General features: G+C 68.2%; 15 protein-coding genes. 5 read left to right on the top strand and 10 right to left on the bottom strand.

Features of this window, described 5'->3' with window-relative positions:
• Positions 1-22: 22 nt before the first annotated feature.
• Genes AB6807_RS19560 through AB6807_RS19550 form a run of 3 tightly spaced genes read left to right on the top strand, consistent with a single transcriptional unit; the run spans position 23 to position 3,636 of the window.
• Positions 23-898 carry a branched-chain amino acid ABC transporter permease gene (locus tag AB6807_RS19560; protein WP_116909713.1) on the top strand — a complete coding sequence of 292 codons (876 nt, stop codon included), beginning with the start codon at positions 23-25 and terminating at the stop codon, positions 896-898.
• Between the two features lie 22 nt (positions 899-920).
• On the top strand, positions 921-2,861 hold the full coding sequence (locus tag AB6807_RS19555) for an ATP-binding cassette domain-containing protein (protein WP_371085843.1): 1,941 nt from the start codon (positions 921-923) through the stop codon (positions 2,859-2,861).
• Positions 2,862-2,907: 46 nt separating this feature from the next.
• A complete protein-coding gene (locus AB6807_RS19550; protein WP_286514792.1) occupies positions 2,908-3,636 on the top strand; it encodes an ABC transporter ATP-binding protein in 729 nt (242 codons plus the stop codon).
• A gap of 19 nt (positions 3,637-3,655) precedes the next feature.
• On the opposite strand, the gene AB6807_RS19545 is transcribed toward AB6807_RS19550, so the two are convergent.
• From AB6807_RS19545 to AB6807_RS19535, 3 genes are all read right to left on the bottom strand, one after another.
• Complete coding sequence (locus AB6807_RS19545) at positions 3,656-4,024, bottom strand: DUF3140 domain-containing protein (protein WP_371085842.1); 369 nt, start codon at positions 4,022-4,024, stop codon at positions 3,656-3,658.
• A gap of 4 nt (positions 4,025-4,028) precedes the next feature.
• Positions 4,029-4,253, bottom strand: a complete 225-nt coding sequence (locus tag AB6807_RS19540) for a DUF2945 domain-containing protein (RefSeq protein WP_286514788.1) — start codon at positions 4,251-4,253, stop codon at positions 4,029-4,031.
• Positions 4,254-4,418: 165 nt separating this feature from the next.
• Positions 4,419-5,408, bottom strand: a complete 990-nt coding sequence (locus AB6807_RS19535) for a LysR family transcriptional regulator (RefSeq protein WP_371085841.1) — start codon at positions 5,406-5,408, stop codon at positions 4,419-4,421.
• Positions 5,409-5,511: 103 nt separating this feature from the next.
• Here AB6807_RS19535 and AB6807_RS19530 point away from each other — a divergent pair, with 103 nt between their 5' ends.
• On the top strand, positions 5,512-6,360 hold the full coding sequence (locus AB6807_RS19530; RefSeq protein ID WP_371085840.1) for an SDR family oxidoreductase: 849 nt from the start codon (positions 5,512-5,514) through the stop codon (positions 6,358-6,360).
• 49 nt (positions 6,361-6,409) lie between these two features.
• On the opposite strand, the gene AB6807_RS19525 is transcribed toward AB6807_RS19530, so the two are convergent.
• Together AB6807_RS19525 and AB6807_RS19520 are read right to left on the bottom strand one after the other, a co-directional pair.
• The gene (locus AB6807_RS19525; protein WP_371085839.1) at positions 6,410-6,757 is read right to left on the bottom strand and encodes a hypothetical protein; all 348 of its coding nucleotides are present in this window, start codon (positions 6,755-6,757) and stop codon (positions 6,410-6,412) included.
• 494 nt (positions 6,758-7,251) lie between these two features.
• Positions 7,252-8,220, bottom strand: coding sequence for a cupin domain-containing protein (locus AB6807_RS19520; protein WP_371085838.1), 969 nt, complete (start codon positions 8,218-8,220; stop codon positions 7,252-7,254).
• A gap of 96 nt (positions 8,221-8,316) precedes the next feature.
• On the opposite strand from AB6807_RS19520, the gene AB6807_RS19515 reads away from it, so the two are divergent.
• On the top strand, positions 8,317-9,093 hold the full coding sequence (locus AB6807_RS19515) for an SDR family oxidoreductase (protein WP_371085837.1): 777 nt from the start codon (positions 8,317-8,319) through the stop codon (positions 9,091-9,093).
• Positions 9,094-9,136: 43 nt separating this feature from the next.
• Here AB6807_RS19515 and AB6807_RS19510 read toward each other — a convergent pair whose 3' ends face one another.
• The 5 genes from AB6807_RS19510 to AB6807_RS19490 form a co-directional block, all read right to left on the bottom strand.
• Positions 9,137-10,348 (bottom strand): DUF1501 domain-containing protein, encoded by a 1,212-nt coding sequence (locus AB6807_RS19510; protein ID WP_371085836.1) that lies wholly within the window; start codon positions 10,346-10,348, stop codon positions 9,137-9,139.
• 173 nt (positions 10,349-10,521) lie between these two features.
• Positions 10,522-12,111, bottom strand: a complete 1,590-nt coding sequence (locus tag AB6807_RS19505) for a DUF1800 domain-containing protein (RefSeq protein WP_371085835.1) — start codon at positions 12,109-12,111, stop codon at positions 10,522-10,524.
• 123 nt (positions 12,112-12,234) lie between these two features.
• Entirely contained in the window at positions 12,235-12,909 is a 675-nt protein-coding gene (locus AB6807_RS19500; protein ID WP_371085834.1) for a DsbA family oxidoreductase, read from the bottom strand.
• Between the two features lie 73 nt (positions 12,910-12,982).
• Positions 12,983-14,398 carry an MFS transporter gene (locus AB6807_RS19495; protein WP_371085833.1) on the bottom strand — a complete coding sequence of 472 codons (1,416 nt, stop codon included), beginning with the start codon at positions 14,396-14,398 and terminating at the stop codon, positions 12,983-12,985.
• A gap of 52 nt (positions 14,399-14,450) precedes the next feature.
• Positions 14,451-16,346, bottom strand: coding sequence for a bifunctional sugar phosphate isomerase/epimerase/4-hydroxyphenylpyruvate dioxygenase family protein (locus AB6807_RS19490; RefSeq protein WP_371085832.1), 1,896 nt, complete (start codon positions 16,344-16,346; stop codon positions 14,451-14,453).
• Between the last annotated feature and the right edge of the window lie 85 nt (positions 16,347-16,431).

Genomic DNA, 16,431 nt, shown 5'->3' with positions numbered 1-16,431 from the left:
TCCCGCTTCCCTGCGAGCCGCCATGCAAATCCTTACCCAACTCGTCTTCAGCGGCATTGCGCTGGGCATGATCTACGCCGTCATCGCGTTCGGCTACCAGCTCACCTTCGCCACGTCGGACACGCTGAACTTCGGCCAGGGCAACGCCCTGATGCTGGGCGCCATGGTCGGCCTCACGCTGGTGAACCTGGGGCTGAACTACTGGCTGATGATTCCGCTGGTGTGCCTGTTCGGCGCCTTCCAGGGCGCGGTGGTGGAACGCATCGCGGTGCGCCCGGCCATCAAGATCAAGTCGGAGTTCGGCTGGATCATGTCGACCATTGCGCTGGGCATCATCTTCACCAACGTGGCGGAGAACGTGTGGGGGCGCGACGACCTGAAGTTTCCTTCTCCGCTGCCCGAGTCGCCGCTGCACTTCCTGGGCGCCAACGTGCTGCCGATGGAAATTCTGGTCGTCATCGGCGCGCTGCTGATGATGCTGGCGGTGGAGCTGTTCAACCGCCGCTCCATCTACGGCAAGGCCGTGGTCGCGACCTTCAACGACCGCGACGCGGCCAAGCTCATGGGCATCAACACCGGGCTGGTCATCACCTTCTCGTATGCGCTGTCGTCGATGACGGCCGCCTTTGCCGGCGTGCTGATCGCGCCGCTCACGCTCACGGGCGCGTCCATGGGCGCGGTGCTGGGGCTGAAGGCCTTCGCGGTCGCCATCATCGGCGGGCTCACCAGCGGCATGGGCATCGTGGTGGGCGGCATCATCCTGGGCATTGCAGAGACCACCACCGGCTTCTACCTGAGCACAGGCTACAAGGACGTGCCCGGCCTGGTGCTGCTGCTGATCGTGCTGGCCGTGCGGCCCTCGGGCCTGTTCGGCAAGGCCGCCATCAAGAAGGTATGAGCATGGCAACGAGCGCGGCGCAATGAACCCCGAAAAAATGAAGACCAGCCACCTCCTCCTGGCCGTCGCGGGCGTGGCCGCGCTGCTGCTGTTCCCCATCGGCATCGACAACCCGTACTACATCCACCTGCTCGAGACCATCATGATCTACGCGATCCTGCTGTTCGGGCTGGACATCGTGGTGGGCTACACCGGACAGGTGTCGCTGGGCCATGCGGGCCTGTTCGGCCTGGGCGCGTACGCGGCCGGCGTGCTGGTGTTCAAGCTGGCGGCGCCGTTCTGGATCACCGTGCCCTTCGCCATCGTGTTCACCGCCGGCTTCGGCGCGCTGCTGGCCCTGCCGGCGCTGCGCGTGTCGGGGCCGTACCTGGCGATGGTGACGCTGGCCTTCGGCACCATCATCCAGATCCTCATCAACGAGATGAGCTTCCTGACCGACGGCCCCATGGGCATCAAGCTGGAGAAGCCTTCGCTGTTCGGCCACAAGCTGGACGACCGCGAGTACTACTGGGTGGTGGCGGTGCTGATGGTGCTGGCGCTGGTGGTGGTGCACCGCATCCTGCGCTCGCACCTGGGCCGGGCCTTCGAGGCGCTGCGCGGCAGCCCGGTGGCCTCCGACTGCATGGGCGTGTCGGTGTACCGCTACAAGGTGTACGCCTTCGTCATCAGCGCGGGCTTCGCCGGGCTCGCGGGCAGCCTGTATGCGTACTCCGAGCAATACATTTCGCCCAACTCGTACAACTTCGAGCTCACGGTGCTGTTCCTGCTGGCGGTGATCATGGGCGGGCGCAAGAGCCGCATCGGCGTGATGCTGGGCGCCACCATCATCGTGCTGCTGCCCAAGCTGCTGGACGACGTGGTGCTGTTCCGCTACGTGTCGGTGGCGCTGGCCGTGCTGGTGCTGGCGGCCGCGGTGGTGGCGGTGAAGCGGCAGCGCGCCACGCCCGCGCAGATGGCCATTCCGGTGCTGGGCAGCATCGCGCTGGCAGGCCTGGCCTTCTGGCTCGACGCCATGACCGACTGGCGGCTGTCGATCTTCGGCGTGATCATGCTGTTCGTCATCTACTACCTGCAGGACGGCATCGTCGGCTTCGTGCGCAAGGCGCTGAACATGCGGCGGCCCGTTGCGGCGGTGCCTACGACGAACCTGGCGGCCGCACCCACCGACGCCGTCTCCGTCGCGGCCCATGCGGGGGGCAGCGACGAGGTGCTGGAGGCCACCGGCGTGCTCATGCAGTTCGGCGGGCTGAAGGCGCTGAACAACGTCGACCTGCGCATCAGGCGCGGCACCATCCACGGCCTGATCGGCCCCAACGGTTCCGGCAAGAGCACGATGATGAACGTGCTCACCGGCATCTACGTGCCCACGGCCGGCGCCATCTCGTTCGGCGGCCGTTCGCTGGTGGGGCGCACCTCGGCCGACATTGCGCTGTCGGGCATTGCGCGCACCTTCCAGAACGTGCAGCTCTTCGGCGAGATGACCGCGCTGCAGAACGTGCAGGTCGGCCTGCACCACAGCTTTGCCAGCAACCTGCTCGACGTGGCGGTGCACACGCCGCGCTACCGGCGCGAAAGCATCGCGGCCGTGCAGCGCGCATTGGGCCTGCTGAAGTTCGTCGGCCTCGAAAGCTTCGCCACCGAGGAGGCGCGCAACCTGCCCTACGGCAAGCAGCGCCTGCTGGAGATTGCGCGCGCGCTGGCGCTCGACCCGCAGCTGCTGCTGCTCGACGAGCCGGCCGCCGGGCTCACCGCGCCCGACATCAAGGAGCTGATCGCCATCATCCGCAAGATCCGCGAGCACGGCGTGACCGTGATCCTCATCGAGCACCACATGGACGTGGTGATGAGCATGTGCGACACCGTCTCGGTGCTCGACTTCGGCCAGAAGATCGCCGAGGGCGAGCCGGCCCGCGTGCAGGCCGACGAGAAGGTGATCGAGGCCTACCTGGGAGGCACGGCATGACCCGGGCCCAAACCGCGCGCGCAGGTGAACAGGCAGGGAGCGCCTCATGCTGACCATCCAGAATCTTTTCGCGGGCTACGGCAAGGTGCAGGTGCTGCACGGCATTTCCATCGAGGTGCCCCGGGGCAAGGTGGTGACGCTCATCGGCTCCAACGGCGCGGGCAAGACCACGACCATGCGCGCCGTGTCCGGAATGATCGCGCCCACCGCCGGCGAGATCACGCTGAACGGCAAGCGCATCGACGGCCTGGAGTCGTACCACATCGCCAAGCAGGGCCTGGCGCATTCGCCCGAGGGCCGGCGCGTGTTCGCGACCATGAGCGTGACCGACAACCTGACGCTGGGCGCCTTTCCGCGCCTGACCGGCAGCCGGCCGCGCGGCGACGTGGCGGGCGACCTGGAGCGCGCGCTGGAACTCTTTCCGCGCCTGAAGGAGCGGCGCACCCAGCTGGCCGGAACGCTCTCGGGCGGCGAGCAGCAGATGCTGGCCATGGCGCGCGCCGTGATGCTGAACCCCGAGGTGGTGCTGCTCGACGAACCGTCGATGGGGCTGGCACCCATCCTCGTGGCCGAGGTGTTCCGCATCATCGAACGGCTGAAGAGCGAGGGCGTGACGATGCTGCTGGTGGAGCAGTTCGCCGCCGCCGCGCTGGGCGTGGCCGACTACGGCTACGTCCTGGAAAACGGGCGCATCTCGCTGCACGGGCCGGCGGACAAGCTGCGCAACGACCCGGCGGTGAAGGCGGCGTACCTGGGCGGGGGCGGCGGGCACTAAGCAAGCGCCCGCGCAGCCTTTATGACTTTCGCGTCGGGTCGTGCCCCCAGTTCATCAGCGAGTAGCGCCACGGCGTTTCACTGACATCGCCTTCGGGGCGCTGCGCCAGGTGCCGGTGCACATAGCCGACCACCTTGCGCATGTGCGCGATGTCGCCGGGCGTCAGGTCGTCGCGCCGCTTGCCCAGCAGGCGAACGATGCGCCTGCCGGAGCGATGGCCGACCGACTCTCCGCCAGTTTTGCCCTTGAAGCCGACCTCGCGAGACTCCGGTTTCGCCAGCCAGTGTTCGAGCTGCGCGGGGGTCATGTTCACGGCGGCTTCAAAGTCGTGAAGCACTTCCTTCACGTGCGTCGCATCGGGGTGGGGAGCGGTGGTCTTCGTTGCCATCGCTTCAGCTCTTTCCCGGTGAATGGCGCTTCAACGCATCGGCCTTGTGGATGGCGGTCTTGCCCGTCTTGTCGCTCTTCACCTCGTACTGCGGCTCGGCCTCGGAGGCCTTTGCCACGTGGCCCTTGACGTGCGCGGTCTTGGTCACCTTGCGCACGACCTTGCCCGTGGTTTCACCTTGCGACGTTTGCCACTCGACGGCGTCGCCTGCTTTCGGCTTGGTTTGCATCGCGGCTCCAGGGTTTCAAAGGTTGAACAGGCGCTTCTGGAGCGCGACAACGTCAACCTATCCGCGTCGCGGCGGTGCGATGTAGGTGAACGCCGCTTGTGAACGGCGGCGTTTTCCATGCGCCCTGCCAAGCCCGTTCATTCAAGCCCGTTCACCCAAGCCCGTTCAACGCGCGTTGCGCCCCACGACCTCCCGCACCACCGCCAGGAACGCCCGCAGCCCCGCCGGCACATGCCTGTGCCCCGGGTAGTACACGCACTGCCCCGGAAAGGCCGGCGACCAGTCCTTCAGCACCTCGACCAACCGACCGTCCGCGATGTACGGCGCGGCCTCGTACTCGCTGGTCCAGGCGATGCCCGCGCCGTCGAGCGCGGCCGCGATCATCAGGTGGTGGTTGTCCAGCGTGAGCGGGCCTTCAGCGTCGATGGACACGCGCTTGCCGTTCTTAGCGAAGTCCCACTTGTAGAGGCCACCGCTGGCGAAGCGCGTGCGAATGCAGCTGTGCGTGGCCAGGTCCGCGGGCGTGCGCGGCTTCTTGTGCCCCGCGAAGTACGCGGGCGAGGCCACCGTGGCGAAGCGCAGCGGCGGCGTGCAGGGCACGGCGATCATGTCTTCGGGCACGCTGTCGGCGGCGCGAATGCCCGCGTCGAAGCCCTGCGCCACGATGTCGACGAAGCGCCCCTCGGTGACGATGTCGACCCGCATGTCGGGGTAGCGCCGCATGAACTCCAGCACGATGGGCCCCAGCACCATGTGCGCCGCCGCTTCCGATGCATTGAGCCGCAGCGTGCCGGTGGGCGTGTCGCGAAACTCGTTGGTCGCCTCCATGGCCGCGGATATTTCGCGCAGCGCGGGCTGCACGCGCGCCAGGAACCGCTCGCCCGCCTCCGACAGCGCCACGCTGCGCGTGGTGCGGTTGAACAGGCGCACGCCCATGCGCTGCTCCAGCGCCGCGATGGCATGGCTCAGCGCCGAGGGCGACAGGCCCAGCTCCGCCGCCGCGCGGCGAAAGCTGCGGTGCGTGGCCACGGCCACCACGGCGTTCAGTTCGAGCAGGCCGGCCTTGTCGGCGGTCCTGGCGGTCTTGGCTGTCTTGGCTGTCTTCGTGGCCTTTGTCGCTTTGACGAGCTCAACAGCCTTGGGTGTCTTGGTCATTGTTCTGTTTCCTGCATCTCTTCATGCGAGATTGGGTGGATTGTTTCATCAGTCCATGCGCCTTAACTTCGATGCTCGACCACCAGAAAGGGCTTCTTTCACCATGACCGCTTCCACCCTCCCCGCCAACCAGACCGTGCTCATCACGGGCGCCTCCACCGGCTTCGGCCAATCCGCCGCGCAGCTGTTCGCCCGCCGCGGCTGGAACGTGATCGCCACCATGCGCGAGCCGGCCGCAGGCGGGGCGCTCGCGGCGCTGCCCAACGTGCTCGTCACCCGCCTCGACGTGCAGGACCTTGCCAGCATCGACGCGGCCATTGCCGCCGGCATCGCGCGCTTCGGGCGCATCGACGCTCTGGTCAACAACGCGGGCTTCGGCCTGTTCGGTGTGTTCGAGGGCGTTTCGCGCGAGAAGGTGCAGCAGCAGTTCGACGTGAACGTGTTCGGCGTGATGGACGTCACCCGCGCCCTGTTGCCGCACCTGCGTGCGAACGGCGCGGGCACCATCGTCAACGTGAGCTCGGGCGCGGGCGTGTTCGGGCTGCCGATGATCTCGCTCTACACCGCGAGCAAGTTCGCGCTCGAAGGCTTCTCCGAATCGCTGTCGTACGAGCTGCGCTCGCAGGGCATCGCGGTGAAGATCGTGGAGCCCGGCGGCGTGCTCGAAACCGGCTTCGGCCACCGCTCGGCGTCGGAGGCTTCGCAGGCCGCGGCGCCCGCCGGCTACGACGCTTTCGTGAGCGGCGCGCTGAAGGTGTTCGACGGCATGCGCTCGGCGCGCCTGGCCACGTCGGACGACGTGGCCCAGGTGATTTTCGAGGCCGCGAGCGACGGCACCGACCGCCTGCGCTACGTGGCGACGAAGGACATCGAGCCGCTGGTGAAGGCGCGGCGCGAGACGTCTGAAGACGCGTACATCGCGCTGATGCGCTCGACTTTCACGAACGCTTGAACGCTTGAACGCTTGAACGCTTGAACGCGTTCTGCATCATCGACGCACGCTAACCGGTCAGCGCCTCGCACTGTGCTTCGATCTGCCCGTGCAGCAGGTTCAGCGATGCGGCAAGAAGCCGCCAAAGCGATTCGCGCTGGGGTGCGTCGAGCAGCGGTGCCGGGTCGGCGTTCGACACGGCGGCGTCGCGCCGGTCTTCGTCCCAGCCGAGCAGTTGCACCAGCGTCTGCGCGCCCTGCACCACGTCGCGTGCGTCGTTGAGAAAGGCAGCGCGGTGCCGCTGGGCGGCATCGACCTTGTCGACCTGCACCCATTCGAAAGGCTTGAACTGGGCGGTCGCGCGAAAAGGTGAAGAGGGGCGACCGTCATCGGTGCCCGTGTTTGAAGCAGTGGCCATAGGGCCTCCCAAGGATGTCGATTTGCAACAACCGACGCACCCAACGCCAATCGGGGGCGGCAGCTCGAACGGGTTGGCGTACCGGGACATCCTTGCGGAAACCGGCAGGGCGCGAGCCCTCCCGTCCGAGCCGCCTAAAAAGCAGCACGAACGAAAAAGCCGCATCCCTGTGCGGTAACTGCGGCTTTCGTCGCAGGATGTCTACGGGACGCCAATCCCGACCTCGCTCATTACGAGGCAGGCGCAATGTACGCGCTCTCTGGAGGGACAGTCAAGTCAGGCGTCCATCGCGCAGTCACCTTGATCGCGGGCTGCGCCTCGCACGCGACAGGCGCATCCGCCGTCGAAGGTGGCGGCAGCTCGAACGGATTAACAGACCGGGACATCCTTGCGAACACCGGCAGGGCGCGAGCCCTCCCGTTCGAGCCGCCTGAGAAGGCAGCGTAACCCACAAAGCCGCATCGCCTGCGCCGTGACTGAGGCTTTGGCCTCACTCAAGCCTCGGCCGGTGCAGCCTGCAGGCCTTCGCTCTCGCTGCGCGCATAGCGCCCGGGCGGCATGCCCACGTGCCGCGTGAACGCCACGCCGAAGGTGCTGACCGAGCTGTAGCCCGTGCGCTCGGCAATGTCGGCGATGGGCAGCTCGCGCTGCCGCAGCATGCGCTTCGCCAGCGCCATGCGCCAGGCGAGCAGGTACTCCATCGGCGCCATGCCGACGGCGCGGCTGAAGCGCTCGAAGAAGGCCGAGCGCGACATCGCGGCCTCGCGCGCCAGTTGCACGACGCTCCACGGCTGCGCCGGCCGCTCGTGCATGCGTCGCAGCGCCAGCGCGAGCCGCGGGTCGGCCAGCCCGCGCACGAGGCCCGGCGATGCGGAGGTGCTGGCCGTGGAGCGCAGCGCCTCTATCAGCAGCACCTCGAGCAGGCGGGCCATCACGATGTCGCGCGCAGGCCGCTGCGCACGCGACTCGTCGCCCACCAGTTGCACCAGCGTCGACAGCCTGCGCTCGTCGCGCACATGCACCCACTGCGGCAGCAGCGGCACCAGCAATGCGGCATCGGCCGAGCCGAACTCGCAGGTGCCGACCAGCATGCGCACGTCGACCGCGCCCTGCGGATCGCCGACGCGCGCGCCGCCGGGCATCGCGACGACCGGCGTTGGCACGGCCTCGCCCTCGCGCGGCGGTTCGCGCCCGAGGCTGCAGGTGGCAAAGCTGCGCGCGGCGGGAATGAGCACGAAGTCGCCTTCGGCGAGCGTGAGGGTGTCGCTCTGCGTGCCCGTACCGTTGGTGCTTCCGGTGGGGCTGTCGATGCGCATGTGGCATCCGCCTTCGAGCATCACGAAGTAGAACGGCCGGCTCACCTCAGCGCGGCGCACGGCCCACGGGGCCGAGGCGACGACCAGTTTCGAGAACGGCGCGCCTGGCTGCAACAGCGAGACAACTTCTGCAAGGGGGTCGGTCATGCTGGACGATCTCGACAAGAATTCGGACTTTGAAGTGTAGTTAGTCCTGAAGCCGGCACGTATCGTCCGGGCATCGTCAACGCAAAGGAGTTTCTGATGACTGCCGCTTCCCACACTGTTTCCACCGTGTTGATCACGGGTTGCTCGTCCGGCTTCGGCCTCGAGACGGCACGGCTTTTTCTCGACAAGGGCTGGCACGTGGTCGCGACCATGCGCACGCCGAACAAAGACCTGCTGCCGCGCTCGGAGCGGCTTCGCGTGCTGCCGCTGGACGTGACCGACCCCGAGAGCATCCGCCGCTGCGTGGAGGCGGCCGGGCCCATCGACGCGCTGGTCAACAACGCCGGCGTGGGCCTGCTGGCGCCACTCGAAGGCACGGCGCTGGCCGGCGCGCGCGAGGTGTTCGAGACCAACACGCTGGGCACCATCGCCATGACGCAGGCGGTGCTGCCGCAGTTTCGGCAACGGCGCGCGGGCGTGGTGGTGAACGTGACGTCGAGCGTTACGCTGAAGTCGCTGCCGCTGCTGTCGGTTTACACGGCCAGCAAGGCGGCGGTGAACGCGTTCACGGAATCGCTCGCGCTGGAGCTGGCGCCGTTCGACGTGCGCGCACGGCTGGTGCTGCCCGGCCGCGCGCCCGGCACCGCCTTCGGCGCCAACGCCGGTCGCCTGAGCAGCGGCGAGGTGCCCGACTCCTATGAAGACTTCAAGCAGCGCGTGTTCGCCGCGGTGCGGAGCATGGACACGCCGGTGACGCATGCGCAGGACGTGGCGCTGGCGGTGTGGCAGGCGGTGACCGACCCGGCGGCGCCGATGCGCATTCCCGCGGGGGCGGATGCGGTCGAGCTCGCGGGCACGTTGACGGGCGCCTGAATGCCGCTGCGCGCGCTGGGCGTGCGGCGTCTTCGGGCAGCGCTCAGACCAGTTGCAGGTCCTTGGGCGCCACGCCGTCGAACACCCGCGCCAGCTGCGCGGGCGACAGCCCGTACATGCGCTGGAACAGCCCGCCGAACACCGCGCGGTATTCGTTGAGCACCGGGTAGTCGCGGTTCTGGAACAGCGTGGCCTGCGTGAGCGCCTGCTGCTCGCCCACGACGCGTCCGCCTGCCTGCGCGGACAGGCCCCCGCCCAGCACCCAGTACACCGAGCCGTGGCCGTGGTCGGTGCCGCGGTTGCCGTTCTCGCGAAAGGTGCGGCCGAACTCGCTGATGACGACCACCACCGTCTGGCGCCACGCGTCGTCGCCCATCTCCTGCGCGAAGCCGGCCACGCCGCGGCCCAGTTCCTCGAAGCGGTTGGCCAGGTAGCCCGTGGCCGCGCCCTGGCCCACGTGCGTGTCCCAGCCGCCGACATCGACAAAGCCCAGGTCGTAGCGCTCGCGCATCAGCAGGGCCATGCGGCGCGCCACCAGCTCGAAGCCCTTGGCGGTCATGGCGTTGCGGCTGGCGGCGTCCATCTCGGCCTGCACGGCGCGCATGACTTCGTCGCGCACCTGGAAGCCTTCGGCCACCGGCTGGGCCAGCGAGGTGTTGCGGTACATGGCCGCGATGACCTGGCTCTGCCGCGCGTCGATGCCCGAGCGCGCGTTGCCCGCAAGCGCCATGTTGGCGGCCTTGGCGGTGCCGCGCAGCGAGATGGGCAGCTGGTCGGTGAAGGCGATGGGCGACACGTCGGTCACGGGGCCTGCGCCGAGCACGCCGGCCAGCCGGTTGAGAAAGCCCGAGCGGTAGTCGCGGCGCTTGTCGAGCGCCTGGCCGAGCTCGATGGAGTCTTGCGTTTCGAAGTGGCTGCGCGTGAGGTCGTCGGTGCCGGCGAAGGCGATGAACGAGGCCTGCTTCTGTTGAAAGAGCGGCATCACGCTCTGCGCGAGCGCGGGGTGCAGGCCCCAGTTGCTGTCGAGCGGCAGCGCGCCGTTCGGCTGGCCGGGGCGCGCGATGGCGATGTTGGGGCGCGAGGCGTAGTAGAAGTCGCTGCCGGTGGGCACGAGCAGGCTGCTGCAGTCGTAAGCGCCGCGAAGGAACACGACGAGCAGCTTGGCGCCTTCGGCCGAGGGCGCGGCCATGAGCTGGCCGGCCGCGCCTGCGAACGGGGCGGCGCCGATGAGTTTCAAGAGGTCTCGACGTTGCATGACGATGTGTCCTTTTTTCTTTGCCTTGTCTTGTCTTGCTCCTTCCCCCTTTGGGGGAAGGTTGGGATGGGGGCACGACGGCGCTTGCAACCGCCGCAGCGCTTCATCGAGCGCCGCCTGCCCCCACCCCTGCCCTCCCCCAAAGGGGGAGGGAGAAAAACCGAAAACCAAACTCAGCGGCGCATCAACTCCGGCGACGCCAGCAAGAACGTATTCCACTCCTGCGGATTCTTCGCCTGCGCCAGCGCCTCGCGCGTGTCCGCGCTCAGCCCGACCTGCATCGTCCGCACCGCGCGCGATTCGGCCAGTTGCGGAAACGCCGGCCTCTCCAGCGGCCCCTTGTCGTCCGCGCGAAACAGCACCGCGCCGTTCGCGCCGATGGCCCGTGCGATCTCGAAGCGCGTGTTCATCTGCCCCGCGCTCGCCCACGCCGCTTCGTTCAGCGGATACCCGTCGGGCGTCTCGTGCCCGTACAGCGGCTCGCCCATGCGGTTGATCCAGCCCAGCATCGGGTTCACGTTCAACGCCACGCGGTCGTCGTACGCCAGCCGCACCCCTGCCAGCACGTAGTGCACCGGGTCGCGAAACTTGCGCCCCAGCGAGGCCGAGAACTCGGGTGACTCGAACAGCGCCTTCAGCGTGACGGCGATGTCGCCGTCGCTGCCCGCGAAGGCCGCGGCCATGCGATCGACCAGCGCCTGCGGCGGATCGTCCGACACGAAGTACACCGCCAGCTTGCGCGAGATGAAGCGCGCGGTCGCTGGCGCGCGCGCCAGCCGGTCGAGCGCCTCGTCGGCCTCGGCCAGGCCGTGGCCTTGAATGGGCTGCCCCAGCAGCGTCTTCGCGCCGTAGTCATGCCGGTTCGGGTTGAACTCGAACAGCCCCTTGCGCACATAGTCCGCCCGCAACGCGGGCCGCACGTTCGGCGGCGGTGCATCCAGCGGCTGCAGGCTCACGCCCACGCCGGTGAGCACGCGCGCCAGCTCCTGCACGTCGGCCTGCGAGTAGCCGCTGCCCACGCCCAGCGTGTGCAGCTCCATCAGCTCGCGCGCGTAGTTCTCGTTGATGCGGTTGGCCGCGTTCTGCGCGTTGTCCAGGTAGCGCAGCATGGCTGGGTGGTGCAGCGTGGCGCCGAGCAGGTCGCGGAACCTGCCGAGCGCGTGCGGGCGAATGGCGTTCTCCTCGTAGTCGCCCACCATCGCGCGGATGTTGTCCTTGCGCAGGTTGACGTTGAAGTGGTTCATCCAGAACCACGTCATCTGCTCCTGCAGCTGGTTGGGCGAGTACAGCGCGCGCAGCACAAAGCGCGTCTGCGCCTCGCGTGCGAGGGTGTTCAGCTGCTGCTGGTAGGCCTGGCGCGCGGCCTTCTTCTGGTCTTCGTCGGGCAGCGCGTCGGCGGCCTTGCGCTGCGCCTCGAGCTCGGTCACGAGCTGGTCGAGCGGCGTGCGCGAGATGGCCATGGCGTCGATCTGCGCCTGCGCCGCGGGCGGCAGCGGCGCGGGGCGTGGGTTGAGCTGGTCGCGCATCCACAGCGGAAGGCCGCGCTGCGCGAGCTGTGCGTCGCTGCTCGCGTTGGCGCCCCAGCTCACGCGGTCGAGCCAGCGCAGGCGGGTGGCTTCGTTCACCGGGGCGGAGGGCAGCGACACCGACACCAGTGCGCGCCGGTCGCCCGGCATGCTGCCGCAGGCGGCGAGCAGGGCCAGCACGCATGCGCCGAGCGCCATCGACGCACGGCGCATGGTGGCGTGGCCTTTCTTCTTCATCTTCGCGACTCCTGAGGGTGACAGCATTTCGAGGATGCCACTTCAACCGACGAAGCCGCGTACGCGTTGACGCTCTTTACCTTCGTAACGCCGCGCAAAGACGCCGCGCCGGCGTCCGCGAAGTCAGGCTACCGACAGGCTCGCCGGCGCAGCGCCGGCAATCTGGCGCAGCGCGCGTTCGAACACTTCCACGGGCTGGCCGCCGGAGATGAGTTGCTGGTCGTTGATGATGATCGCGGGCACCGAGTGGATGCCGGCGTCGGTGTACATGCGCTCGCGCTCTCGGGTCTCCTGCGCGAACTCGTCGCTGTTCAGGATCTCGCGGGCCCGCGTGGCGTCGAGCCCCGCTTCGGTGGCCGCGCGCACCAGCACCTCGGTGTCCGAAGGGTTCTGGCTGTCGGTGAAGTAGGCCTTCAGCAGCAGCTTCTTCAGCGCGGCCTGCTTGGCCGGGCCTTCGAGCTCGGCCCAGTGCAGCAGCCGGTGCGCGTTGAAGGTGTTGTAGATGCGGGGGCGGCCTTCGGCGCTGAACTCGAAGCCGACGGCAGCGCCGCGCTGGCGGATCATTTCGCGCGACTGGGCCTGCTGCTCGCGCGTGGAGCCGTATTTTTCGTTGAGGTGCTCGAAGGTGTCCTGGCCTTCGGGCGGCATCTGCGGGTTCAGCTCGAAGGGCTGGAAGTGCAGCTCCGCGGTGACGTCGGGCGCCACCTTGCGGATGGCCGCCTCGAGGGAGCTGAGGCCTACCGCGCACCAGGGGCAGGACACGTCGGAGACGAAATCGATCTTGAGGTGGGAAGTCATGGCGCCATTCTTCACGGCGCCACAACCCTTGGTGCGGGCAAGGTTTTCAACCCCGCGCCGCACCGTTTCGAGCTCAGGCGCGCGCAGCGCTCTTGGCCAGCCGTGCGTCCGACAGCGTCTGCTCGCGCAGGCGGTCGTACTCCTGCTTGTCCACCGGCACCGCGTCGGGCTTGCCCAGGTCCTTCATGTGGATGCGGTAGGTCTCGCGGGCACTCATGGCGGCCAGCGCGGCCAGGATGGTCACCGCGAAGGTGATGGCGCCCACGGTGAGCCACACGTTGGTGGAGCCCGGAGGCGCCACGGCGGCGAACAGGGCCGGCAGCAGCGCGGTCACGGTGGTGCCCACGTTCTGCGAGATGGCCATGGCCGACACGCGGTTGCGGGTGCGGAACAGCTCCGGGTAGAAGCTCGGGAAGGTCGCGTTGTAGCCCTGGTACACGATGCCCCACATCAGCAGCGACATGCACACGGCCAGCGGCACGTTCTTGATGCTGATGGCGTACAGGTACGCGAACGACAGCAGCCCCGAGGCCAGCGCGCCGACGATGATGGGCGGGCGGCGGCCGATGCGGTCCGACAGGTTGCCCACGTAGGGAATGACGATCACGGCCAGGATGTTGCCGAGCACCGGAATCCACAGGTACACGTCTTTCTGGAAGCCGATGCCGTAGGCGGCCTGCACGGCATAGGCCGCGCCGAACACCGTGGCCACCACCGGAATGACGTTCATCAGCGCCATGCACACCACGCGCAGCATGTCGGCCCAGCTGTCGGTAAAGGCCTGGATGATGGGCGCCTTGGCCACTTCGCCCTTCTGGTCGACTTCGGCGAAGGCCGGGGTCTCGTCGACTTCGCGGCGAATGATGTAGCCCGCCACGATCACCAGGAAGCTCAGCAGGAACGGAATGCGCCAGCCCCACGAGTTGAAGGCTTCTTCAGGCATGTAGTGCGCCAGCGGCAGGAACACGGCGGCCGCCAGGATCTGGCCGGCCTGCACGCCCTGCAGCGTGAAGCTGGCGAAGAAGCCCCGCCGCCCGAAGGGGGCGTGCTCGAAAATCATCGAGCTCGCGCCCGAGATCTCGCCGGCCACGGCGAAGCCCTGGATCAGGCGCAGCAGCACCAGCAGCGCGGGTGCCAGCAGGCCGACCTGGTCGTAGGTCGGCAGCAGGCCCACGGCCACGGTCGAGAAACCCATCAGGAACATGCACAGCACCAGCACCTGCTTGCGCCCGTGCGTGTCGCCCCAGTGGCCGAGCACGAAGGCGCCGATGGGGCGTGCGACGTAGCCCACGCCGTAGGTCGCGAGCGACGCGATGATGGCGGTCTTGGGGTCGCCCTTGGGAAAGAAGATCTGCGGAAAGATCAGCGCCGCGGCGGTCGCGTAGATGAAGAAGTCGTAGTACTCCAGCGCCGAGCCGATCCAGCCGCTTGCCGCGGCCTTCTTCGACTGGTGCCTGCCTTGCGGCTCATGGGCTGTGGTGTTGGCCATGTGTGGTCTCCAGTGTTGTTGACAGGTAAGTAATCAGAAAAAACCCAACGAATCAATCCTGCGCCTGGGAAGCCATGCGCGCCGGTGCATTGAGGGCACCGTACGCGTCGTAGCTGCCCACGCGTTGTGCGACCTCGAAAAACAGTCCGCCCTCGAAACTCTCGGTATAGATGTGCAGGTAGTCCCCGGCCGCCGAGCGGTCGAACAGCACGCCCGCCTCGCGCATGCGCGCCAGCAGTTCGGGTGCGAGGTCGATGCGCGTGGCCAGGTCGTCGTAGTAGTTGTCCGAAATGGGCACGAAGCGCGTGCCGTTGGCGCGCAGCCGCGCGGCCGTGTCGAAGATGTCGGCGCAGCCCAGCGCAATGTGGTGCACCGCGCCGCCGCCGGTCACGCTGAGCGTGCGCGCGGTGCGGGTGCGCTGGCTGAGCGACACGTTCAGCACCAGGCGCAGGCTGCGCTCGGCGTTGGCCACGCCGCGGCTGCGAATGAGCCCGAAGGGGTCGGCCAGTTCCAGGCTCTCGCCGGCCTCCAGCCCGAGCACGGCGCGCGTGAACAGCACCCACGTGTCGAGCTGGTCGAGCGCCAGGCCCAGGGCCACGTGGTCGATGCGCTGCAGGCCGGCGTCGTTTCCTTCATGTCCTGCTTCGGGGCCCGCATCGTCGAGTACGAAGTCGGCCTCGTACAGCCCGTTGGCGCCCAGCGCCTCGGGCACGAAGTGAAGCAGGTTGCCGCCCGGCGCCACGATGGCCGGCACGCGCAGCTCGTTGGGGCCGACCGGGCTGTCGTGCCGCTGCGAGCGCATGGCGGTGGCCCGGCCCATGGCCGCGAGCGGGTCGTCGCAGCGCACGCCCAGCGCGCACACCGAGGTGCCGTGCGCCTCGAAGCGCTGCCGCGCGAAGGAGTCGGGCTGGGCGTTCACGATGAGGTTGATCTCGCCCTGGCGGTACAGCGTCACCGCCTTGGAGCGGTGCTTGCCGATGCGGCGAAAGCCCAGCTGCTTCACCTGCGTTTCCAGCGCCGGGGCCGAGGCCTCGTCGGCCGCGAACTCGATGAACGACAGGCCCGACAGCGCCGGCACCGGCGGCGGGTTGAACAGCTCCACGCGCTGCGGTTGCACCGGCGGGGTGGCGGCCATGCGCTGGCGCGCCTCGCTCTCTAGGTACAGCAGCGAGCGCATCGCGTCCACCGCGGTGCGGCGGTTGGGCGTCTCGCGGAAGATGTCGTTGAAGATCTCCAGCGACAGCGGCCCGGTGTAGCCCGCGCGCAGCACCTGCTCGAAGAAGCCGACGACGTCGAAGTCGCCCTGCCCCGGAAACGAGCGGTGGTGGCGCGCCCACTGCAGCACGTCCATGGCCAGCAGCGGCGCGTCGGCCATCTGCAGAAAGAAGATCTTCTCGCCCGGAATGTGGGCGATGCCCGCGGGGTCGTCCTTCAGCGACAGCGTGTGGAAGCTGTCGAGGATCAGCCCCAGGTGCGGGTGGTCGGCCTGCTGCACGATGTTCCAGGCCTGGCCATACAGCGAGGTGTGGCGGCCCCAGGCCAGCGCCTCGAAACCCACGCGCAGGTTGCGGCGCGCGGCGCGCTCGGCCAGCTCGTGCAGCTGCGCGGCGGCCAGCGCCGGGTCGTTCACCGACAGCGGCGATGTGTTGGAGCAGCACAGCACCAGCGGCGCGCCCATGGCCTCCATCAGGTCGAACTTGCGTTCGGCGCGCTCCAGGCTGCGGCGGAACTGCGCCTCGGGCATGCCTTCGAAGTCGCGAAACGGCTGGTACAGGTCGATGCTCAGGCCCAGGTCCGCGGTGATGCGGCGCAGGTCGGCGGCGGTGCCCTTGAAGTTGATGAAGTCGGCCTCGAACAGCTCAATGCCGTCGAAACCGGCGGCCGCGACGGCTTCGAGCTTCTGGCGGAGGGTGCCGCTGAGCGACACGGTGGCAATGGAGCGATGCATGGGGTGGACTTTAGAAACACCCGGCCCGCCCCACAATCTATTCAGCGCCCTCTTGATCGATGATCGATCAAATACGTCCGTTAAT

It is taken from the genome of Variovorax sp. RCC_210, from assembly GCF_041355175.1.
Classification (GTDB): Bacteria; Pseudomonadota; Gammaproteobacteria; order Burkholderiales; family Burkholderiaceae_C; genus Variovorax.
Note: the sequence above shows the minus strand (reverse complement) of the source record. Positions and strands in the feature narration are given on the sequence as shown.